At 62.3% G+C, this 21977-nt stretch carries 19 protein-coding genes; 2 read left to right on the plus strand and 17 right to left on the minus strand.

Going from position 1 to position 21977, the window contains the following annotated elements; all coding sequences use genetic code 11:
* Nucleotides 1-293: 293 nt before the first annotated feature.
* The 10 genes from gcvT to arcD (ACP7E3_RS12130) all read right to left on the minus strand — a co-directional run bounded on the left by gcvT (nucleotide 294) and on the right by arcD (ACP7E3_RS12130) (nucleotide 13560).
* Entirely contained in the window at nucleotides 294-1418 is a 1125-nt protein-coding gene (gene gcvT / locus ACP7E3_RS12085) for a glycine cleavage system aminomethyltransferase GcvT (RefSeq protein WP_017847140.1), read from the minus strand.
* A 39-nt stretch (nucleotides 1419-1457) separates the two neighbouring features.
* Nucleotides 1458-2834 carry an L-serine ammonia-lyase gene (locus ACP7E3_RS12090; protein WP_017847141.1) on the minus strand — a complete coding sequence of 459 codons (1377 nt, stop codon included), beginning with the start codon at nucleotides 2832-2834 and terminating at the stop codon, nucleotides 1458-1460.
* A gap of 165 nt (nucleotides 2835-2999) precedes the next feature.
* The gene (gene gcvP / locus ACP7E3_RS12095) at nucleotides 3000-5840 is read right to left on the minus strand and encodes an aminomethyl-transferring glycine dehydrogenase (protein WP_169883607.1); all 2841 of its coding nucleotides are present in this window, start codon (nucleotides 5838-5840) and stop codon (nucleotides 3000-3002) included.
* Nucleotides 5841-5850: 10 nt separating this feature from the next.
* Nucleotides 5851-6234 carry a glycine cleavage system protein GcvH gene (gene gcvH / locus ACP7E3_RS12100; protein ID WP_046490087.1) on the minus strand — a complete coding sequence of 128 codons (384 nt, stop codon included), beginning with the start codon at nucleotides 6232-6234 and terminating at the stop codon, nucleotides 5851-5853.
* A 413-nt stretch (nucleotides 6235-6647) separates the two neighbouring features.
* Entirely contained in the window at nucleotides 6648-8156 is a 1509-nt protein-coding gene (locus tag ACP7E3_RS12105) for a sigma-54-dependent transcriptional regulator (RefSeq protein ID WP_017847144.1), read from the minus strand.
* Between the two features lie 119 nt (nucleotides 8157-8275).
* Nucleotides 8276-8638, minus strand: coding sequence for a DUF5064 family protein (locus ACP7E3_RS12110; RefSeq protein WP_046382264.1), 363 nt, complete (start codon nucleotides 8636-8638; stop codon nucleotides 8276-8278).
* Nucleotides 8639-8656: 18 nt separating this feature from the next.
* Complete coding sequence (arcC, locus tag ACP7E3_RS12115) at nucleotides 8657-9586, minus strand: carbamate kinase (RefSeq protein WP_017847146.1); 930 nt, start codon at nucleotides 9584-9586, stop codon at nucleotides 8657-8659.
* Nucleotides 9587-9771: 185 nt separating this feature from the next.
* On the minus strand, nucleotides 9772-10782 hold the full coding sequence (locus tag ACP7E3_RS12120; RefSeq protein WP_017847147.1) for an ornithine carbamoyltransferase: 1011 nt from the start codon (nucleotides 10780-10782) through the stop codon (nucleotides 9772-9774).
* A gap of 69 nt (nucleotides 10783-10851) precedes the next feature.
* Nucleotides 10852-12108 (minus strand): arginine deiminase, encoded by a 1257-nt coding sequence (gene arcA / locus ACP7E3_RS12125; RefSeq protein ID WP_017847148.1) that lies wholly within the window; start codon nucleotides 12106-12108, stop codon nucleotides 10852-10854.
* 24 nt (nucleotides 12109-12132) lie between these two features.
* Entirely contained in the window at nucleotides 12133-13560 is a 1428-nt protein-coding gene (gene arcD / locus ACP7E3_RS12130) for an arginine-ornithine antiporter (protein ID WP_026140052.1), read from the minus strand.
* Nucleotides 13561-14000: 440 nt separating this feature from the next.
* On the opposite strand from arcD (ACP7E3_RS12130), the gene arcD (ACP7E3_RS12135) reads away from it, so the two are divergent.
* Nucleotides 14001-15428, plus strand: a complete 1428-nt coding sequence (gene arcD, locus ACP7E3_RS12135) for an arginine-ornithine antiporter (RefSeq protein WP_046382266.1) — start codon at nucleotides 14001-14003, stop codon at nucleotides 15426-15428.
* A 59-nt stretch (nucleotides 15429-15487) separates the two neighbouring features.
* Here arcD (ACP7E3_RS12135) and ACP7E3_RS12140 read toward each other — a convergent pair whose 3' ends face one another.
* The 7 genes from ACP7E3_RS12140 to ACP7E3_RS12170 all read right to left on the minus strand — a co-directional run bounded on the left by ACP7E3_RS12140 (nucleotide 15488) and on the right by ACP7E3_RS12170 (nucleotide 21022).
* A complete protein-coding gene (locus ACP7E3_RS12140) occupies nucleotides 15488-16837 on the minus strand; it encodes a CoA transferase (RefSeq protein ID WP_426123200.1) in 1350 nt (449 codons plus the stop codon).
* A gap of 40 nt (nucleotides 16838-16877) precedes the next feature.
* A complete protein-coding gene (locus ACP7E3_RS12145) occupies nucleotides 16878-18221 on the minus strand; it encodes a sensor histidine kinase (RefSeq protein WP_046382268.1) in 1344 nt (447 codons plus the stop codon).
* A gap of 67 nt (nucleotides 18222-18288) precedes the next feature.
* Complete coding sequence (locus tag ACP7E3_RS12150; protein WP_046382269.1) at nucleotides 18289-18756, minus strand: LTXXQ domain protein; 468 nt, start codon at nucleotides 18754-18756, stop codon at nucleotides 18289-18291.
* Between the two features lie 169 nt (nucleotides 18757-18925).
* Complete coding sequence (locus tag ACP7E3_RS12155; RefSeq protein WP_046382270.1) at nucleotides 18926-19603, minus strand: response regulator transcription factor; 678 nt, start codon at nucleotides 19601-19603, stop codon at nucleotides 18926-18928.
* Between the two features lie 7 nt (nucleotides 19604-19610).
* Nucleotides 19611-20018 (minus strand): translation initiation factor 2, encoded by a 408-nt coding sequence (locus tag ACP7E3_RS12160; RefSeq protein WP_126588750.1) that lies wholly within the window; start codon nucleotides 20016-20018, stop codon nucleotides 19611-19613.
* Between the two features lie 106 nt (nucleotides 20019-20124).
* Nucleotides 20125-20424, minus strand: a complete 300-nt coding sequence (locus ACP7E3_RS12165) for a YciI family protein (protein WP_046382272.1) — start codon at nucleotides 20422-20424, stop codon at nucleotides 20125-20127.
* A 1-nt stretch (nucleotide 20425) separates the two neighbouring features.
* Nucleotides 20426-21022 carry a septation protein A gene (locus ACP7E3_RS12170; RefSeq protein ID WP_046382273.1) on the minus strand — a complete coding sequence of 199 codons (597 nt, stop codon included), beginning with the start codon at nucleotides 21020-21022 and terminating at the stop codon, nucleotides 20426-20428.
* An 87-nt stretch (nucleotides 21023-21109) separates the two neighbouring features.
* On the opposite strand from ACP7E3_RS12170, the gene ACP7E3_RS12175 reads away from it, so the two are divergent.
* Complete coding sequence (locus tag ACP7E3_RS12175) at nucleotides 21110-21973, plus strand: PHP domain-containing protein (protein WP_046382274.1); 864 nt, start codon at nucleotides 21110-21112, stop codon at nucleotides 21971-21973.
* The last annotated feature ends 4 nt before the right edge of the window (nucleotides 21974-21977 follow it).

The following is a 21977-nucleotide window of genomic DNA, read 5'->3' on the forward strand; positions in this document are numbered from 1 at the left end:
TGTAGCAAACTTTGGCTACTGCCCAGGTCCAGGTTCCAAGCGACCCATGCAAACACAGTGAGCAAACTCTACGTCAACTAATGGAGAAAAAACAAGCCCTGCGCAAAGCCCAGCTTTTGCTCGGCTTTGTGGCACTTGGGGGAACAATGGGCGGACGACTTATTCGATAGAAATGGTCACTTGTTATAGGTTGACCCCTATAACAATGACTATCGTCAATGCACTGTTTTATGGCGGTTGCGTTACAGATTAGTGCGCGTTAACGCAACCGCGTTACTTATAGAAACAATCAATCAGCCACGGTAGTACCGTTGCGGCACAAATGGCATTTTACTTACACGAAGTGGCACCTTTTTCCCACGCACCAGTGCAGAAACTTCGGTATCCAACGCAGTGAACGCGCTGTCCAGGTAGGCCATCGCCAACGGGCCGCCGAGGCTCGGGCCAAAGCCGCCGCTGCAGACGCTGCCGACCACGGTGCCGTGTTCGTCGACGATTTCCGCACCTTCACGCACGGGTGTGCGCTCCTGAGTCAGCAGGCCGACACGTTTGCGGCTCACACCGGCTTGCTGCTGGGTAAAGATCCGGTCGGCGCCGGGAAAGCCACCGGCACGAGCGCCGTCGGCGCGACGGGCCTTGGAGATCGCCCAGAGCAGGCTGGCTTCGATCGGGGTGGTGTCGGTGTTCATGTCGTGGCCATACAGGCACAGGCCGGCTTCCAGGCGTAGCGAGTCGCGGGCGCCCAGGCCGATGGCCTGGACTTCGGTCTCGGCCAGCAGGCTGCGGGCCAGGCTTTCGGCGTGGGCGGCGGGCACCGAGATTTCAAAGCCGTCTTCACCGGTGTAGCCGGAGCGGCTGACGTAGCAGTCCACGCCCAGCAGGCGCAGGGACGTGAATTGCATGAAGGTCATCTTGGTCACTTCAGGGGCCAGGCGTGCCAGCACTTTTACCGCTGCCGGGCCTTGCAGGGCGAGCAGGGCACGTTCTTCGAACAGCGGCTCGATGCTGCACTGGTCGCCAATCCTGGCGCGCAGGTGCGCCAGGTCCTGGTCCTTGCAGGCCGCGTTGACCACCAGGAACAGCTCGTCGTTCCCCAGGTTGGCCACCATCAGGTCGTCGAGAATACCGCCCTGCTCGTTGGTGAACATGGCATAGCGCTGCATGCCTACGGGCAGGTCGATGATATCCACCGGCACCAGGGTTTCCAGGGCCTTGGCGGCATTGGCGCCGGTCAGGCGGATCTGGCCCATGTGAGACACGTCGAACAGCCCGGCCTGATCACGGGTGTGCAGGTGTTCTTTCATCACGCCCAATGGGTATTGCACCGGCATGTCGTAGCCGGCGAAGGGCACCATGCGCGCGCCGAGTTCGATGTGCAGCGCGTGCAACGGGGTTTTCAACAGGGTTTCGGTGGACATATTCAGCTCCTGAAAAACGTGCGGACGCGCTTCTAAGCGTCAGCACTCGATAATGTTGACCGCCAAACCGCCACGGGCGGTTTCCTTGTATTTGCTTTTCATGTCGGCGCCGGTCTGGCGCATGGTGCGGATGACCTTGTCGAGGGACACAAAATGCTGCCCATCGCCGCGCAAGGCCATACGCACTGCGTTGATGGCTTTGACCGAGCCCATGGCATTGCGCTCGATGCAGGGCACTTGCACCAGGCCGCCGATCGGGTCGCACGTCAGGCCGAGGTTGTGTTCCATGCCGATCTCGGCGGCGTTTTCGACCTGGGACACGCTGCCGCCCAACACTTCGCACAGCGCTCCGGCGGCCATCGAGCAGGCCACGCCGACTTCACCCTGGCAGCCAACCTCGGCACCGGAGATCGACGCGTTTTCCTTGTACAGAATCCCGATCGCGGCGGCGGTGAGCAGAAAGCGCACTACGCCGTCTTCACTCGCGCCGGGGATAAAGCGCATGTAGTAATGCAGCACCGCCGGCACAATCCCGGCCGCACCGTTGGTGGGCGCGGTGACCACACGCCCGCCGTTGGCGTTTTCTTCGTTGACCGCCAACGCGTACAGGTTGACCCAATCGAGTACCGACAACGGGTCGCGCAGGGCCGACTCCGGGTTCTTGCACAGCTGGCGATGCAGGGCGGCGGCACGACGCTTGACCTTCAAGCCTCCCGGCAAGATCCCTTCATTGCGACAGCCAGCGTCCACACAGTCCTGCATCACCTGCCAGATCTTCAGCAGGCCGTTGCGGGTTTCGGCTTCGGGGCGCCAGGCACTTTCATTGGTCAGCATCACCTGGCTGATGGACAGCCCGTAGGTGGCGCAATGACCGAGCAAGTCCTTGGCGCTCTTGAACGGGAAGGTCAGCGGCGTGGCGTCTTCGACGATCCGGTCGGCGCCGGCAGCGTCTTCATCTACCACAAAGCCACCGCCCACCGAGTAGTACTCGCGGCTGCGGATCTGGATGCCGGCGGCGTCGAAGGCACGGAAGATCATGCCGTTGGGGTGATAGGCGAGGGGTTTGCGAATCATCGCCAGGTGTTCTTTCTCGTTGAACACAATGCTGTGTTCGCCGAGCAGGTTCAAACGGCCGGCGCTGCGCATCTGTGCCAGGCGCGTGGCGACGGTTTCTGTGTTCACGGTGTCCGGGTGTTCGCCTTCCAGGCCGAGCAACACGGCCTTGTCGCTGCCGTGGCCTTTGCCGGTGGCGCCGAGTGAGCCGTAGAGTTCCACCTTGACGCAGGTGGTGGCGCTCAGCAGGTCGTCACGGCGCAAGCCCTCGACAAAGCGCGCGGCGGCGCGCATCGGGCCGACGGTGTGGGAGCTGGAGGGGCCGATGCCAATCTTGAACAGGTCGAACACGCTTAACGACATGAGTTGTTCTCCAGGTTCTTATTATTCTTGAGGTCATACGCGGTCAAGTGTGGGAGGGGCGGTGCGACGATTCGACTTGCCCCCGATGAGGGGGTGTCAGTCACCAGATTTATCAACTGACACTCTGCCATCGGGAGCAAGCCCCCTCCCACATTCTTGACCAGGTTATGCGTAGCTCTCGATCGAAGGGCAGGCGCACACGAGGTTGCGATCGCCGAACACGTTGTCGACCCGGCCGACCGGCGGCCAGTACTTGCCGTCGATCAACGACGCCAGCGGGTACACCGCTTGTTCACGGCTGTAAGGGTGGCTCCATTCGCCCACCAGTTCCGCCGCGGTGTGCGGGGCGTTTTTCAGCGGGTTGTCGTCCTTGTCCAAGGTGCCGTTTTCCACCGCGCGGATTTCTTCGCGGATGGCGATCATCGCGTCGCAGAAGCGGTCCAGTTCTTCCCTGGATTCGCTTTCGGTCGGCTCGATCATCAAGGTGCCGGCCACCGGGAACGACATGGTCGGTGCGTGGAAGCCGAAGTCGATCAGGCGCTTGGCCACGTCATCCACGCTGATGCCGCTGCTGTCTTTCAACGGGCGCAAGTCCAGGATGCATTCATGCGCCACCAGGCCGTTGCTGCCGGTGTAGAGCACCGGGTAGTGCTCTTCCAGGCGGCGGGAAATGTAGTTGGCATTCAGGATCGCCAGCTGCGAAGCGCGCTTGAGGCCCGCGCCGCCCATCATGCTGATGTACATCCAGGTGATCGGCAGGATGCTCGCGCTGCCGAACGGCGCCGCGCACACCGCGCCTTCCTTGCGTGCCATGGCCGCGTGGCCGGGCAGGAATGGGGCCAGGTGGGATTTGACGCCGATCGGGCCAACGCCTGGGCCGCCGCCGCCGTGGGGGATGCAGAAGGTCTTGTGCAGGTTCAGGTGCGAGACGTCGCCGCCGAACTTGCCCGGCGCGCACAGGCCGACCATGGCGTTCATGTTGGCGCCGTCGATGTATACCTGGCCGCCGTTGTCGTGAATGATCCCGCAGATTTCGCGGATACCTTCTTCGAACACGCCGTGGGTCGACGGGTAGGTGATCATCAGCGCGGCGAGGTGGTCGCGGTGCTCGATGGCTTTGGCGCGCAGGTCTTCGATGTCGACGTTGCCGCGCGCGTCGCAAGCGGTCACCACCACGCGCATGCCGGCCATGTGGGCGGTGGCCGGGTTGGTGCCGTGGGCCGACGACGGGATCAGGCAGATGTCGCGGTGCTGATCGCCACGGCTCTGGTGATAGGCGCGAATCGCCAACAGGCCCGCGTATTCGCCCTGGGAACCGGCGTTCGGTTGCAGCGAGATGGCGTCGTAGCCGGTGGCCGCGCAGAGCATGGCTTCCAGGTCGGAGGTCAATTGCAGGTAGCCGGCGCTTTGTTCGGCCGGGGCGAACGGGTGCAGGGCACCGAATTCGGCCCAGGTCACCGGGATCATTTCGCTGGCGGCGTTGAGCTTCATGGTGCAGGAGCCCAGCGGGATCATGGTGCGGTCCAGCGCCAGGTCCTTGTCGGCCAGCTTGCGCAGGTAGCGCATCAGCTCGGTTTCCGAGTGATAACGGTTGAACACCGGATGGGTCAGGATCGGCGACTGACGCAGCAGCGCGGCCGGCAGGCTGCCTTCGACCTTGGCGGCGAAGTCCGGCAGAGCTTTACCGTCGGCAAACAGTGCCCACAAGGTTTCGATATCGGCCTGGGTGGTGGTTTCGTCGACCGACAGGCCCAGACGTTCGGCGTCGACCACACGCAGGTTGATGCGCTGGGCGCGGGCCTGGTCGTGCAGGGCGGCGGTGCGGGCGCCGGTGTTGAGGGTCAGCGTGTCGAAGAAGTGTTCTTGCTCGACTTTCAGGCCCAGGGCGCGCAGGCCGTTGGCCAGGATCGCGGTCAACTGGTGAATGCGCTGGGCGATCTGGGTCAGGCCTTTGGGGCCGTGGTACACGGCGTACATGCTGGCGATGTTGGCGAGCAGGACCTGGGCGGTGCAGATGTTGCTGGTGGCTTTCTCGCGGCGGATATGTTGCTCGCGGGTCTGCATGGCCAGGCGCAAGGCCGGCTTGCCGAAGCGGTCGACCGAAACACCGACCAGGCGGCCCGGCATGTCGCGCTTGAACGCATCCCTGGTGGAGAAGTACGCCGCGTGCGGGCCGCCGAAGCCCAGCGGGACGCCGAAGCGTTGCGCGCTGCCGATGGCCACGTCGGCGCCGAACTCACCCGGCGGGGTCAGCACGGTCAGGGCCAGCAGGTCGGCGGCCACGGCCACCAGGGCGTTGGCGGCGTGGAAGCGTTCGGTCAGCTCGCGATAGTCGAACACGTCGCCGTTGCTGGCCGGGTATTGCAGCAGGGCACCGAAGAACGGGCTGACATCGCTCAGTTCGCGTTCATCGCCCACCACCACGTCGATGCCCAGCGGCTCGGCACGGGTGCGCAGCACGTCGAGGGTTTGCGGGTGGCTGTGGATCGAGGCGAAGAAGGCATTACTGGCCTTGTTCTTGCTCAGGCGCTTGCAGAAGGTCATGGCTTCGGCGGCAGCGGTGGCTTCGTCGAGCAGCGAGGCGTTGGCGATCGGCAGGCCGGTGAGGTCGCTGATCAGGGTCTGGAAATTCAGCAGCGCTTCCAGGCGGCCCTGGGAAATTTCCGGTTGGTACGGGGTGTAGGCGGTGTACCAGGCCGGGTTTTCGAGGAGGTTGCGCAGGATCGGCGACGGCGTGTGGCAGTTGTAGTAGCCCTGGCCGATGTAGGTCTTGAACAGTTGGTTCTGGCTGGCGATGGCTTTGATCCTGGCCAGGGCCTCGGCTTCGCTCAAGCCATCTTCCAGGCCGAGCACGCTGGTGCCCTTGATGCTTTCCGGGATCACACTGGCGCTCAGGGCTTCCAGGGAGTCGAAGCCCAGGCTGGCGAGCATCTGCTGCTCATCTTCCTGGCGCGGCCCGATGTGGCGGGCGATGAATTCGTTGGCGGTGCTCAAGTTGATCGTCATGGCGCGCTCCTCAGGCTTCGGCGGTGGCTTTGATCAGGCGGTCATACGCATCCTGATCCAACAGCGTAGTCACTGCGTCGGCATCGGCGGGTTTAAAGCGGAAGAACCAGCCTTCGCCCATCGGGTCTTCGTTGACCAGTTCCGGGCGGCCCTCCAGCTCGGCGTTCACTTCGAGCACTTCACCGTCCAGGGGCATGTACACGCCGCTGGCGGCTTTGACTGACTCGACGGTGGACGCCTCGGCGCCTTTTTCGTAAGCCTGCAACTCCGGCAGTTGCACGAAAACCACATCACCCAGCGCATTTTGCGCGAATGCGGTGATACCCACGGTGACGCTGCCGTCAGCTTCGGCGCGCAGCCATTCGTGATCTTCAGTGAAACGCAACTCGCTCATGGAAACTCCTCGGGGCCAGATTCGTCTGGTGGACGGGATTGGAATAATGGGGAGTTGCTTAGCAATATCGCGGCCAATGTCATTAAGTGTTTATAAATCAATGACTTGATAAAAATGACGAATGCGTTGCCGGCTGAGGTTGTAGCGATTTCGCTACAGTTCGGCGCTGGAAAAAAAGCCTATGTGGATCAAAGCCTTGCATGGCGCGCAAAAAGCAGGGTTGTAGCGATATCGTTACGCTGTAGCGCTTTCAGTACAGTTGATGTCGTTCTCAGACCCAATTTGGAATGCGAGCCCTGTAGGCGCGAGCTTGCTCGCGAAGATCGTCAACGATGATGTGGGAAGCCTGGATGAACGCGGTGCGCTCGGGTTTTTCGCGAGCAAGCTCGCTCCTACAGTGGACAGCGCGCTGCTCAGGGTTTGTTGGGGATGCCGTATTTGCGCAGGCGATGGGCGATAGCGGTGTGGGAGGTTTGCAGGCGGCTTGCCAACTGGCGGGTCGAGGGGTAGCTGGCGTAGAGCTTCTCCAGCAGGCTGCGTTCGAAGTCTTCCACGGCCTGTTCCAGGCTGGTGATTTCGCTGTCGCTCTGACGTGCGACCGAGGTGCCGGCGATGTCCAGGTCGCCGATGTCCACCAGGCTGCTTTCGCAGATGGCGGCGGCGCGGAAGATCACGTTCTGCAACTGCCGCACGTTGCCCGGCCAGCGGTTGCCGAGCAAGGCCGGGTAAGTGCCGGGGGCCAGGCGGCAGACCGGGCGCTGGATCTGCGCGCAGGCCTGCTGCATGAAGTAGCGCGCCAGCAGCAAGATGTCCTGGCCGCGCTCGCGCAGGGGCGGCACTTCGACATTGAGGACGTTGAGGCGATAGAACAGGTCTTCGCGAAAGGTGCCCTCGGCGACCATCTTCTCCAGGTCGCGGTGGGTGGCGCTGAGGATACGCACGTTCACCTTCACTTCGCGGTCGCCGCCTACCCGGCGAAAGCTGCCGTCGTTGAGAAAGCGCAGCAGCTTGGCCTGCAGGTACGGTGACATTTCGCCGATCTCATCGAGGAACACCGTGCCCTGGTTGGCCAGTTCCATCAGCCCCGGCTTACCGCCGCGCTGGGCCCCGGTAAAGGCGCCGGGGGCGTAGCCGAACAGTTCGCTTTCGGCGAGGTTTTCCGGCAGCGCCGCGCAGTTCAGCGCCAGGAACGGCGCACTGCAGCGTGCGCTGATGGCGTGGCAGGCCCGCGCCACCAGCTCTTTGCCGGTGCCGGTCTCGCCCTGGATCAACAGCGGCGCATCGAGTACCGCGACACGCTGCGCGCGCGCCTTGAGGGTGCGGATCGCCGGCGACTCGCCGAGCAGCGCATCGAAACCTTCGGCATGGTCGTGGTGCAGCGCCGACAATTGTTCGCCGATGCGGTTGGGCTGGTAGAGGCTGAGCAGGGCACCGGCATCGGTGATCGGCGTCGCCTCCAGCAGCAGGGTCTGGCCGTTGACGCTGATCTCGCGCAGAGGCAAGCGAAAGCCTTGCTCCAGCAAGGTGTCGAGCAAGGCCGGATCGTTGAACAGTTCGCTGATGCTTTCGCCGGCCGGTTCGCGACCGTACAAGGCGATCAACGCCGGGTTGGCCAGCAGGATCTTGCCCGCGCTGTCCAGGGCCAGCACCGGGTCGGTCATGGCCGCCAGCAGGGCGTCGAGTTGCAGGTGGCGGCGTTGGCCGGGGAGGATGTCCACCACGGTCACTGCCTGCACGCCGTTGACGCTGAACAGCGCGTCCCGCAGCTCTTCGAGGACTTCGGCGCTCAGGGTCGGCGCGTCGATGTAGACGTTGGGCGGCACCATCTCGACCGCGTCCAGGTTGAGATTGCGCCCACCGAGCAAGGCCAGGACTTCCTGGGTAATGCCGACGCGGTCGATGAAGCTGACGTGGATACGCATGGGGCGGCTGACAATTCTGGGGAGCGAGAGGCGGCAAGTATGCCAGACAGGGGGGGAGATCAAAAATGGGGGAGGGGCGGTGCGACGATTCGACTTGCCCCTCCCACATTTGGACCGAGTTATGCGAGGTGTTCGGGTTTGACGGGGTCGCCGGGCTTCACATTCAACTGATGCCGCACATCTTCGAACATCGAGTCGTACTGCTTGTGCATCTCGCCATTGAGTGTCGCGATCTTCGGCATCCCGTACTTCTGCGCGATATTCATCGCGTGCCGGGCAAAGTCGAAGGCCTGGTCCTTGGGCAGGAAGAATTCTTCCTTGAGGTCCTTGCCCTGCACCGACCCATGCAGCGTGAACAGCATCCCCTGGCCTTCCTTGGGATGCTGGCTGATTTCATAGTCGATGCACAGGTTGTAGCTGTAGTCGTCTTTGTTCAGCGCGTGACGTTCGATGTGCAAGTGCCCGGGTTCAAAGGTAGCCATAGGCATTTCTCCTCAACTTCACAGATAACGGATGCCAGGGGTCGCTGTGCTGACACGGGTGCCGGCGGTGCCCTGGACGATGGCTTCGATGTCCGAGAGTGAACCGATCACTGCGGTTTTGCCAGTCTGGCGGGCGAACTCGCAGGCCGCTTGGACCTTGGGCCCCATGGAACCGGCGGCGAAACCGAGTTTTTCCATGTCGTCCGGGTGGGCCTGGCTGATAGCCTTCTGGGTGGGTTTGCCGTAGTCGATAAACGCCGCGTTGACGTCGGTGGCGATCACCAGCAAATCGGCTTCCAGTTGCGAAGCCAGCAGCGATGAGCACAGGTCTTTGTCGATGACTGCTTCAATGCCGCGCAGTTTGCCGTCTTCACCATACATCGTCGGGATACCGCCACCGCCGGCGCAGATCACGATGCTGCCTTTCTCCAGCAGCCATTGGATCGGGCGAATTTCAAAGATGCGTTTCGGCCGCGGGCTGGCCACCACGCGGCGGTATTTATCGCCATCCGGGGCAATGGTCCAGCCTTTCTCCGCGGCGAGTTTCTCGGCTTCGGCCTGGGAGTACACCGGGCCGATCGGTTTGCTGGGTTTTTTGAAGGCCGGGTCGTTGGCGTCCACTTCGACCTGGGTGAGCAGGGTGGCAAACGGGACTTCGAAGTCCAGCAGGTTGCCCAGTTCCTGTTCGATGATGTAACCGATCATGCCTTCGGTTTCGGCACCGAGCACGTCCAGCGGGTACGGCGAGACGCTGGTGTAGGCCGCTGCCTGCAACGACAGCAGGCCGACTTGCGGGCCGTTACCATGGGCGATCACCAGCTCGTTGCCGGAATGGATCTTGGCAATCTGTTCGGTGGCGATTCGGATATTGGCGCGTTGGTTGTCCGCTGTCATGGGTTCACCACGGCGGAGCAGGGCGTTACCGCCCAGTGCAACGACGATACGCATAATGCAATCCTTCTAGAGTTCAGCGTGTGAACACAGGACTAAGTGTGGGAGGGAGCTTACTCCCGATGGCGGGCTAACATTCAATACTTGTGTCGACTGATACACCGCTATCGGGGGCAAGTCGAATCGTCGCACCGCCCCTCCCACATTTTGACCGTGTTCCTACAGTAGACGTTGTGTCGAAATCAGATATCCGCCAACGCCGACACCAGGATCGCCTTGATGGTATGCATGCGGTTTTCCGCCTGTTCAAAGGCAATGTTGGCCGGGGATTCAAACACCTCTTCGGTCACTTCCACGCCATTGGCCAGGTTCGGATAACGCGTGGCGATGTCCTTGCCGACCTTGGTTTCGCTGTTATGGAACGCCGGCAGACAGTGCATGAACTTCACCCGGGGGTTGCCCGAGGCTTTCATCATCTTGGCGTTGACCTGGTACGGCAGCAGTTGCTCGATACGCTCGTCCCACGCTTCCACTGGTTCACCCATGGACACCCAGATATCGGTGTGGATGAAGTCCACGCCCTTCACCGCTTCAAGAGGGTCTTCGGTGATGGTGATGCGCGCGCCGCTTTCTTCGGCAAAGGCCTGGCACTGTTTGATGAAGTCTTCGTGGGGCCACAGGGCTTTCGGCGCGCCGATACGCACGTCCATGCCCAGCTTGGCGCCGATCATCAGCAGCGAGTTGCCCATGTTGTAGCGTGCGTCGCCCAGGTAGGCGTAGCTGATGTCATGCAGCGGCTTGTCGCTGTGTTCGCGCATGGTCAGGGTGTCGGCGATCATTTGGGTCGGGTGGAATTCGGCGGTCAGGCCGTTGAACACCGGCACACCGGCGAACTTGGCCAGTTCTTCGACGATTTCCTGCTCGAAGCCACGGTATTCAATGGCATCGAACATCCGACCGAGGACGCGGGCGGTGTCTTTCATGCTTTCTTTATGGCCGATCTGCGACGACACCGGGTCGATGTAGGTGACGTGGGCACCCTGGTCGTGGGCCGCCACTTCGAAGGCGCAGCGGGTGCGGGTCGAGGTTTTTTCGAAGATCAGCGCGATGTTCTTGCCCTTGAGGTGCGCGCGCTCGGTGCCGGTGTATTTGGCGCGTTTGAGGTCGCGGGACAGGTCCAGCAGGTAGTGCAGCTCGCGATTGGTGTGGTGCATCAGCGACAGCAGGCTGCGGTTGCGCATGTTGAAAGCCATGGTGGATCTCCTTGTGTTCAGGTTATCCCCTTGGCCGACGCCTTGTGGGCGGCGGCCAAGGCCTGGAAATTAATAGTCGATAGGGTCGCGGATGATCGGGCAGGTCATGCAGTGGCCGCCGCCACGGCCACGGCCGAGTTCACCGGCACTGATGGTGATGACTTCCACGCCGGACTTGCGCAGCAGGGTGTTGGTGTAGGTGTTGCGGTCGTAGCCGATCACCACGCCAGGCTCCAGGGCCACGACGTTGTTGCCGTCGTCCCACTGCTCGCGCTCGGCGGCGAAGCTGTTGCCGCCGGTTTCGACCACACGCAGGGTTTTGAGCTTGAGGGCGGTGGCGACCACGTCGAGGAAGCTTGCGTCTTCACGGCGCACATCAATGCCACCGGGCTTGCTGTCGTCCGGGCGCAGGCTGAAGGCGACGATCTGGCTGACCACTTCGGGGAAGATGGTGACCAGGTCGCGGTCGCAGAAGCTGAACACGGTATCCAAGTGCATCGCGGCGCGGGATTTCGGCAGGCCGGCGACGATGACGCGCTCGACGGCTTTGTGCTTGAACAGGTTCAGCGCCAGTTGGCCGATGGCCTGGCGCGACGAACGCTCGCCCATGCCGATCAACACCACGCCGTTGCCAAGCGGCATGACGTCGCCGCCTTCGAGGGTGGCGTTGCCATGGTCCTGGTCCGGGTCGCCGTACCAGATCTGGAAGTCGGCGTTGGTGAACTCGGGGTGGAATTTGTAGATGGCGCTGGCCAGCAGGGTTTCCTGGCGTCGCGCCGGCCAGTACATCGGGTTCAGCGTCACGCCGCCAAAGATCCAGCAGGTGGTGTCGCGGGTGAACTGGGTGTTCGGCAGCGGCGGCAGGATGAAGCTGGAGTGGCCGAGGAAATCGCGGAACATCTCGATGGTCTTGCCACCGAAGCTGTCCGGCAGGTCATCGGCCGACACGCCACCGATCAGGAACTCGGCGATTTTGCGCGGCTCCAGGCTGCGCAGCCACGAGCCGACTTCGTTGATCAGGCCGAGGCCGACCTGGTTGGCGGTGATCTTGCGTTCCAGAATCCAGTCCAGGGCTTCGGGGATGGCGACGATATCGGTCAACAGGTTGTGCATTTCCAGCACATCGATGTCCCGTTCGCGCATCTTGGTGACAAAGTCGAAATGGTCGCGCTTGGCCTGGGCCACCCACAGCACATCATCGAACAGCAGTTCATCGCAGTTGTTGGGGGTCAGCCGCTGGTGGGCCAAACCTGGGGAGCACACCATGACTTTACGCAGTTTGCCGGCTTCGGAATGTACGCCGTACTTCACTTTTTCCGTGGTCATTACAGATCCTCCAGTGAGCAACAATTACATAGTCAGGAAGCCGGCGTAGAGGCCATAGGCAGCCACCAGGGCGCCAACGACCACCGCAGCGAAAATCAGCTTCTCGACGTTGGTGAAAATCGGTTTGCCCAGTTCATGCTTGGCCTTGGCGAACAGGATCGCGCCAGGGGCATAGAGCAGGGCGGAGAGCAGCAGGTATTTGGTACCGCCGGCGTAGAGCAGCCAGACCGCATAGATCAGCGCGATCGCGCCGATGATCAGGTCCTTTCTGCGCTCGGCCGGGGCGTTTTCGTAGGTCTCGCCACGTACCGCCAGCAGCAGCGCATAAGCTGCCGACCACAGGTATGGCACCAGGATCATCGAGGTGGCGAGGTAGATCAGCGACAGGTACGTGCTGGCGGAAAACAGGGTAATCACCAGGAACACCTGGACCAGAGCGTTGGTCAGCCACAGGGCATTGGCCGGCACGTGGTTGGCGTTCTCGCGGCGCAGGAACTCCGGCATGGTGTGGTCCTTGGCGGCGGCGAACATGATCTCCGCACACAGCAACACCCACGACAGCAGCGCGCCGAGCAGCGAGATGACCAGGCCGACGCTGATCAACACGGCGCCCCAGTGGCCCACGACGTGCTCCAGCACGGCCGCCATCGACGGGTTCTGCAGCTTGGCCAGTTCCGGTTGGGTCATGATGCCCAGGGACAGCACGTTGACCAGCATCAGGAACAGCAGCACGGTGATAAAGCCGATCACAGTGGCCTTGCCCACGTCGCTGCGTTTTTCGGCCCGCGCCGAGAAGATGCTTGCGCCTTCGATGCCGATGAACACCCACACGGTGACCAGCATCATGTTGCGCACTTGGTTCATCACGCTGCCCAGGTCCGGGTTTTTCAGGCCCCAGATGTCAGCGGTGAAGATGTCCAGCTTGAACGCGAATACGGCGATCAGCACGAACAGCACCAGCGGCACGACCTTGGCGACGGTGGTCACCAGGTTGATGAACGCCGCTTCCTTGATCCCGCGCAATACCAGGAAATGCACGGCCCACAGCAGCACCGAAGCGCCTATCACCGCGGCCGGGGTGTTGCCCTCGCCAAAGATCGGGAAGAAGTAGCCGAGGGTGCTGAACAAGAGCACGAAGTAGCCGACGTTGCCCAGCCAGGCGCTGATCCAGTACCCCCAGGCGGACGAGAAGCCCATGTAGTCGCCGAAGCCGGCCTTGGCGTAGGCATATACGCCGCCGTCGAGATCGGGTTTGCGGTTAGCCAGGGTCTGGAACACAAACGCCAGGGTCAACATGCCTACAGCCGTAATCACCCAGCCAATCAGGACGGCGCCGACATCGGCGCTGGCCGCCATGTTTTGCGGCAGAGAGAAGATCCCGCCGCCAATCATTGAACCCACGACAAGTGCAACCAGTGCGCCAAGTCGAAGTTTTCCGGCAGATTCAGACATTGTATGACTCCAATGCAGGAGAAGAGAGACCACAGAATAATTCCGTGCGCTAATCAAACAGCTGACTTAGATCACATCATTGGCACATTCCATTGTGAATTAATGACTTAGAGTGAAAATGCCGTGCGCGCGATAGTGCCGCCAAGACGCTCGTCATAGAGCCTCTATGCGCTTTTTTATTGTTAAGGTTTCCTGATTGCCGGGACGTTTCAAGCTAGTCCCTTTTGGTGAATGTGCAAACTTTTTCCGGGCCGGCTTGGCAAGACGCTCAAAACCTTAAAGTTCAATACTTATTTAATTTATAAATTTGACTAAACTCTATTTTTTGACATGCCTTTGGGTTATTAGAGCCTGCGTTTTATTCGCGATATCTGATAAACGCTAACGCGCCTGCGTAAATTAGTTGAGTACACGGTGGTTCTTTTAATCCTGGAGAATTCATGTCGCAATCGTCTGAAAAGCTTCGACTCAGCGCCTTGATCGCCCTGGTGGTGGGCTCCATGATCGGCGGCGGGATTTTTTCCCTGCCACAAAACATGGCCGCGCGCGCGGAAGTCGGCGCGGTATTGATCGGCTGGGCGATCACCGCCGTGGGCATGCTGACCCTGGCATTTGTGTTCCAGACCCTGGCCAACCGCAAACCCGAGCTGGATTCCGGGGTGTATGCCTACGCCAAGGCCGGTTTCGGCGACTACATGGGCTTCTCGTCCGCCTGGGGTTACTGGATCAGTGCGTGGATGGGCAACGTCGGCTACTTCGTGTTGCTGTTCAGCACCCTCGGCTATTTTTTTCCGGTATTCGGTGAGGGCAATACGCCAGTGGCCATCGGCTGCGCCTCGGTGTTGCTGTGGGCCGTGCATTTTCTGGTGATGCGCGGGATCAAGGAGGCGGCGTTCATCAACCAGATCACCACCGTGGCCAAGCTCGTGCCGCTGTTGATGTTCGTGGTCATCGCCGGCGTGGCGTTCAAGGCCGATGTCTTCACCGCCGACATCTGGGGCCTGGGCAAGCCGCATTTCGGCAGTGTGATGAATCAGGTGCGCAACATGATGCTGGTCACGGTGTTCGTGTTCATCGGCATTGAGGGCGCCAGCGTGTACTCGGCGCGGGCGCAGAAGCGCTCGGACGTGGGCCGGGCCACGGTGATCGGGTTTCTCGGTGTGCTGGCGTTGCTGGTGCTGGTGAATCTGCTGTCCCTGGGGATCATGAGCCAGGCGGAACTGGCGCAATTGCAGAACCCGTCCCTGGCCGGCGTGCTGGAGCACATCGTCGGTCCCTGGGGCGCGCTGCTGATCAGCATCGGTTTGGCGGTATCGCTGCTGGGCGCGTTGTTGTCGTGGGCGCTGCTCTGCGCGGAAATCCTCTACGCCACGGCCCATGACAAGACCATGCCGGCCTTCCTGAAAAAGGAAAACGCCAATCAGGTGCCGGTCAATGCGCTGTGGCTGACCAATGTGATGATCCAGATATTCCTGGTGATCACGCTGTTTTCCGAAAGCACCTACACCACCCTGATTTACCTGGCTTCATCCATGATCCTGGTGCCTTACCTGTGGTCGGCGGCCTACGCGGTGTTGTTGAGCGGGCGCGGGGAAACCTACGAAGGCGCCCAGCGCCAGCGTCTGAAAGATCTGCTGGTGGGCCTGATTGCATTGGGCTACGCGGTGTGGCTGCTGTACGCCGGGGGCCTGAAGTACTTGCTGCTGTCGGCGTTGCTGTATGCGCCGGGCGTGGTGCTGTTTGCCCTGGCCAAGCGCGAGCAGGGCCTGCCGTTGTTTACCCATGTGGAAAAAGGCATTTTCGCCTGTGTGATTGCGGGCGCGGGGTTGGCGGCGTATGGGCTGTATAGCGGGGTGTTGTCGTTATGAGCTGGGTGGCTTGATCGTGTGGGCCTCATCGCGGGCACGCCCGCGATGGCGGTCTCAGGTCACCAGCGAGGCCGGTGCGACCCCAATTCCCCTGCCGGCAAATCCCACTGCAACGGTGTGCCGCTGATGGTCAGCGGTGCGAGCAATCGGTGCGCCGGTCCCCAGGCGGTTTGTTCCACCACCAGCCCCTGGTCTTCGAGGGCTTCGGCCCGCAATGGCGGTTGCTCCGGAACCGGCCCGGCCTCCATCAAGCATTTTGCCGTGCGCGCCAACGACAACCGCGCTGAGCCGCCACGGCCGGACGCCAAGCGCTCACACAGGGCCTGGATCGCGCTGGCCGCCATCAAGTAGCCGGTGGCGTGATCCAGCGCCTGCAGCGGCAGCGGCACAGGTTTATCCGTGTGTTTCCAGGCCATGCCCGCGTCGGCGATGCCGCAGCTCATCTGCACCAGGCTGTCGAAGCCCCGGCGATTGCGCCACGGGCCGCTCCAGCCATAGGCGTTGAGGCTCACGTCGATCAGGCCGGGGGCGAGCTGCTGCAATGCGTGGGCGGTGTAGCCCAATTGCTCGAGGGCATCGGCGCGGTAACCGTGGAACAGGATATCGGTGTCTTTGAGCAACCCTTCGAAAACCTGGCGGTCTGCGGCGGTTTTCAGGTCCAGGCGCGCACAGCGTTTGCCCAGGGTCATTTCCGGCACCACGCCCGGCTCGTTCCAGGTCGGCGAGTCGATGCGCAGCACGTCCGCGCCCAGCCCGGCGAGAAAACGACTGGCCACGGGGCCGGCCAGCACGCGGGTCAGGTCCAGCACTTTGAGGCCGGCCAGCGGGCGGGCCGCCTCGCCGCGCCAGGGCCTGTTGGCGGCGGGTTCAAAAGTTTGGCGCTGAACCAGGTGTTCGGCATTCACCGCCAAGCCTTGGGGATGTTGCTGCCAGGCCTGCCACGACCGCATCTGCGCGGCACAACCGCCGGCATCGACAATCGCCTGTTCCAGCTCGGCAGCGTTCCACGCAACGACCTTGCTCGCCATCTCGGCACGGTCAGCGACGTGGCCCAGCACCCGCTCGGCAGCCGCACGGTGATGCGGCGCGTTGGTGTGCAAGCGAATCCAGCCGTCGGCGCTGGCATAGTCGCCGGCCACCGGGTCCCACAGTGGCGGTACTTGCCAGCCTGTGGGGCGGATCGAGGAAGAGAACCAGAAAGACGCGAGGCGTCGGTCCACGCTCACGCTGGGCAAGCGCCCGGTCTGTTGCAGGATGAGTTGGGCAACCGCCTGGCCGGCGGCGCCGATGCTGGCGCAGGCCAGGTCGCTCACGGCGAAGATCGACGGCAAGGCGCCGGCCCCGGTCGAGGTCAGCGGGGTGCGCGGTAGATCGAGTGCGGCTTGGATGGGAGTCAGCAGGTCAGTCATCGAAGGCCCTCCATAAGAGAAGGGCCACTATAGAAGATCATCACACCGGTGTGACAACCCCCGGCGTCAATGGCAGGTCGATGCTGGCGCTGAAACCGCCGTCGGGATGATTGGTCAGGATCAGGTTGCCGCCATGCCGTTCCGCTGCGCGCCGTGCAATCGCCAGGCCCAGGCCGTGGCCCTGCGCCGTTTGGCCGGGGGCGCGGTAGAACGGCTCGCCCAGTTGGCTCAGGTGCTCGGCTTCGACGCCGGGGCCGTGGTCGCGCACGCTGATCAGAATGCGTTCGCCCAGGCGGCGCGCCTGCAACTCGATCGGTTGGCCGGGCGGGTTGAAGCGCTGGGCATTGCGCAACAGGTTATCCACGGCGCGTTCGATCATGGTCGGCCAGCCTTTGAGGCGCAGGTCGGGATCGGCGCTCAGTTGCACCACTTGGTCTGGCGCGCTGAGTTGGGCGTCCTTTTGCAGGGTCTTGAGCAGCGGGATGAGGTCGACGTCTTCGGCACTGGCGTTGTCGGCATCGACCCGGGCCAGCACCAGGATTTCGCTGATCAGTGCTTCCAGGCGGTCGCACTCGCGGGTCAGGCGCGGCCAGAGTCTTTCCCGTTCCTCGGGGCCGGCCCGCTCGGCCAGGGCCAGGGCGATACGCAGGCGGGCCAGGGGCGAGCGCAGTTCGTGGGACACGTCTCGCAGCAGTTGGCGCTGGCTGCCGATCAGGCTCTGCAAGCGTGCGCCCATGCGGTTGAAGTCGGTGGCGAGTACGCCGAACTCATCGCGGCGGTTGGCCAGTTGCGCCAGGCTGTTCTGCTGGTAGGTGGCCTGGCCGAGGTCGTGTACCGCGCCACGCAGGCGGCTTAAGGGGCGGGTGATGGACAGCGTCACCAGCAGGCTGAACAGGGTCAGCACCACCAGGGCAATCGCCAATGCGCTCAACGGCCACATCAGGCTGCTGCGATGCCAGGCGTCCAGCTCCGGGTGGGGGATGCGATAGATCAGCAGGTAGGTGTCGCCGGTCTTTTCGCTGGTGTACTCGGCGGTCAGGCGCCGCCAGGGCAGGTGGCCGTCCTTGCTGTCGTTCTGCCGGGCTTCGAAGGCGGCGGCGCGGCGCGGAAAGGTGCCGCGGACCACGGGCTCGCCGCTTTCGTTGAGTACTTGCACGTCAATGTGATACTGACGCTTGCGCTGTTGCAGCAAGTCTTGGGCGGCGTCCTCGCCCTGGGCTTCGTAGAGTTGGGTCCACTCTTCGGCCAGGTTATTGAGGCCGGGGTGGCGGCTGAGAATCCAGGCGTCCTGGTTGAGCATATGCCCAAGCAGGATCGACAGCCCGGCAACCAAGGCGATAGCCAGCCAGAAACTGGCCAGGATGCGCCAGAACAATGAACGCACAGGAAACCCTCAAACAGGAAAAGCCCAGCGGCGCGAACCGCTGGGCTGGGGCAGTGAAGCTAACGCATTATTGCGCTTTTTGCGGCTGCTGCGCTTTCCAGGCCTGGAATTCCTTCCATTCGGCGCGGCGTTGTTCCTGTTTCTTGACGATCTCGTCGAATTTCTTCTGCTGGTCAGGCTTGAGTACGGCACGGATATCGGCCTGGGTTTTCTGCTTGCCGGCGGCGATTTCATCTTGCATGGCTTTCTGCTCAGCAGCCGGGAGTTTGTCCAGGTACTTTTTGACCAGGTCTTTGCGAGCCTGCCATTGGTCACCCATCAGCTTGCCAATTTGCTCGCGCTGTTCCTTGCTCAAGTCCAGCTGGCTGAGCGGGCCACCTTTGCCACGCGGACCGTGTTCACCGCCGTGGCCTGGGCCACCCATCATCATGTGGCCTTCTGGGCCGCCCATCGGGCCTGGGCCTTCGGGCATTGCCGCCATGGCAACGGTGGGCAGGGCAGCGGCGAACATCAGAGCGATTAGGGTCTTGCGCATGGTGATTCTCCTGTCTCTATTCCGGTGAGTCCGGATGTGAGTAGATTACGGAGATCAAGGTCAGCGGCGGTCAGGTGTGGGTAAAGCTTGGGTAAAGAGGGTTTTGGCGGCGCCTGACAAAACCCTTGGGAACGAGCAGATCAACGGTGGGATCAGTGTGGCGCGGGGTTCAGAGGCTGTAGTAGTAGCCGCGGCTGCGCAGCGCCACGATCCGTGGCCGGCCATCCGGGTGCGGGCCGATCTTCTTGCGCAGGTTGCTGACGTGCATGTCGAGGCTGCGATCGTAGAGGGTCAGCTTGCGGCCGAGGGCGATCTGCGCCAGTTCCTGTTTATCCAGCGGTTCGCCGGGCTGGCGCAGCAAGGCTTCGAGCAGGCGGCTTTCGGAGACGGTGAGGGTGAATTCCTGATTGTCGATGCTGACCACGCCGCGCACCGGGCTGAAGCACAGGTCGCCCAGTTCCAGCTGGGTCGACACGGCAGCCGGGTGGCTGCGACGCAGCACCGCACGCAGGCGGGCAGTCAGTTCCCGCGGGTCACAGGGCTTGGCCAGGTAATCGTCGGCGCCCAGTTCCAGGCCGAGGATGCGGTCCAGCGGCTCGCCCCGGGCCGACAGCATCAGCACCGGCAACTCCGGATGGTCGTTGCGCAATTGCTTGAGCAACTCCAGGCCGCTGCCGTCGGGCAACATCACGTCGAGCACCACGGCCGCCGGGGCGCTGTCGGCCAAGGCTTTGCGGGCGCTCAAGCCGTCGTGGCAGGCGCGCACCTGGAAGCCTTCCTGGCCCAACCAACTGGTCAGCAGCTCACAGAGCTCCTGGTCATCATCTATCAGTAACAGCTCGCTCATGACTCACTCAATTTAGCCATTGTCGACGGCGACGGTGCCCACCGCTGGCGAAGATCCCGCACAGCAAGGCGATCAGCGCGACGGCCGCGCCGGTGACAAACCACTGCTGCTGTTCGGTCAGCCATCGGGTCAAGCCGCCGCCCTGTACCTCTTTGAGTTGCTGGGCCAGGCGTTGGTTCTCTTGGCGCAAGCGACTCAACTGGGCACTTTCACGCGCAGCATCCGTGGTTTGCAGTTGCTTGCTCAGTTCTTCACGCAGCCGTTCGCTTTCTTTCAAGCGTTGCTGCAATTCGGTGATCTGGCTGCCGGCGCTCAAGGACAGGGGCGTAGAACTGCCGGTGCTTGAGGTTTCTTCAGCGTGGGCCGTAGCCCCGATCATTAACACTGCCAACAGACACAACTGACGTAAGCGCATCGGAACTCCTGATTCCACACGAATATTCAGAACGTTGTCGGCAGGTTACCCAGAATAATGAGCAATTAGGAGTGCGCCGAACCGAATTGGTTCGGCGCGACCGGGGTCAAGGCAGGACTTGCTTGAACGGTTTGATCACCACGTCCGCGTAGACGCCGGCCGCTACATACGGATCGGCCTTGGCCCAGGCCTGGGCATCGGCCAGGGACGCGAACTCGGCAACGATCAGGCTACCGGTGAAACCGGCGTCGCCCGGGTCGTTGCTGTCGATCGCCGGGAGCGGGCCGGCCAACACGATGCGGCCTTCGGCCTGCAGTACTTTCAGGCGCTCGACGTGGGCCGGGCGCGCGGAGAGGCGTTTTTCCAGCGAGTTGGCAACGTCGGTGGCAATGATGGCGTAGAGCATGTCAGTCCTCGGTTTTCGGCGAAGTGGGGTCGGTGTCATGCAGGTGGCGCGACAGGTAGATGCCTTGGCCGACCAGGAACAATACGGTCATGCCCAGGCTGCCGAACACCTTGAAGTCGACCCAGTAGTCCTGGAAGGTGAAGGCCACGAACAGGTTGGCGGCGCCGCAGAACAGGAAAAATACGATCCAGGCCATGTTCAGGCGCGTCCATACCGGCTCCGGCAGGGTCAGGGCGTGGCCCATGATCCGCTTGATCAACAGGCGGTCGCCAACGAAGTGGCTGCCGATAAACGCCAGGGCGAACAGCCAGTTCACCACCGGGGCTTTCCATTTAAGGAAGGTTTCGCTGTGGAAGGCCAGGGTCAGGCTGCCGAAGACCAGGCAGGCGACGAGGGTCAGCCATTGGCTTTTTTCGAGTTTGCGCTGGGAGATGAAGATGGCGCCGTAGACCACGATGGAGCTGATGATCAGCACGGCGGTGGCGCTGTAGATGCCTCCGAAGGTCAGTTCATGGCCGGCGAGATCGATGACCCTGGGGTCGAGTTTGTAAACGATGAAAAACAGCAACAGCGGGATGAAGTCGATGAATTGTTTCACAGTAAGAGCCAGAAGCTGGATGTGGCGGCATAATAACAAACATCCTTGGTAGCGAAAGCGCCACCTGACTTGAGGTTACACACTTCCGTGAATGTTGATTTGCACTGCCACAGCACGGCCTCCGATGGCGCCCTGGCGCCCGCGGTGCTGGTTGCGCGTGCGTTTGAAAAAGGCGTGCGAGTCCTGTCGTTGACCGACCACGATACCCTCGAAGGCCTCGACGAAGCCCGCGAAGCCGCCCAGGCCCTGGGTATGCAACTGGTCAACGGCGTGGAATTGTCCTGCACCTGGGGTGGCGCCACCATTCATGTGCTTGGCTACGGTTTCGACCAGAAAGCCCCGCCGCTGGTGGAGGCCATCGCCCAATTGCGCGATGGCCGCTGGCTGCGCTCCGAAGAAATAAGCCGCAAGCTCGGCCTCAAAGGCATGTCCAACGCCCTCGACGGCGCCCGGGCCATCCAGCAGGAGCTGGGCGACAGCGGCAACGCACCGGCCCGGCCGCATTTCGCCGATTGGATGGTGCGCGAAGGGTTTGTCCGGGACCGCGCCGAAGCCTTTCGCAAATGGCTGGGCGCCGGCAAGCTGGGCGACGTCAAGCAGCACTGGCCGACCTTGGACGACACCGTCGAGACCCTGCGGGCCTCCGGGGCCTGGGTCAGCCTGGCACATCCCTGGCATTACGATTTCACCCGCAGCAAGCGTCGCAAGCTGATTGGCGACTATATTGGTGCGGGCGGCCACGCAATTGAAGTGGTCAACGGGCATCAACCCGCCGAACAGGTTGGCAGCCTGGCGATTCTTGCCCGCGAATTTGGTCTGCTGGTCAGCGCCGGCAGTGACTTTCATGGCCCAGGCGGCTGGTCCGAGATCGGCGAATATCGCCCGGTCCCGGAAGACTTGCCGCTCTTGTGGGGGCGATTCAAGCATGACCCCATTATTGCCACCGTCTGAACAG

It is taken from the genome of Pseudomonas sp. PSPC2-3, assembly GCF_049898265.1.
GTDB lineage: Bacteria > Pseudomonadota > Gammaproteobacteria > Pseudomonadales > Pseudomonadaceae > Aquipseudomonas > Aquipseudomonas veronii.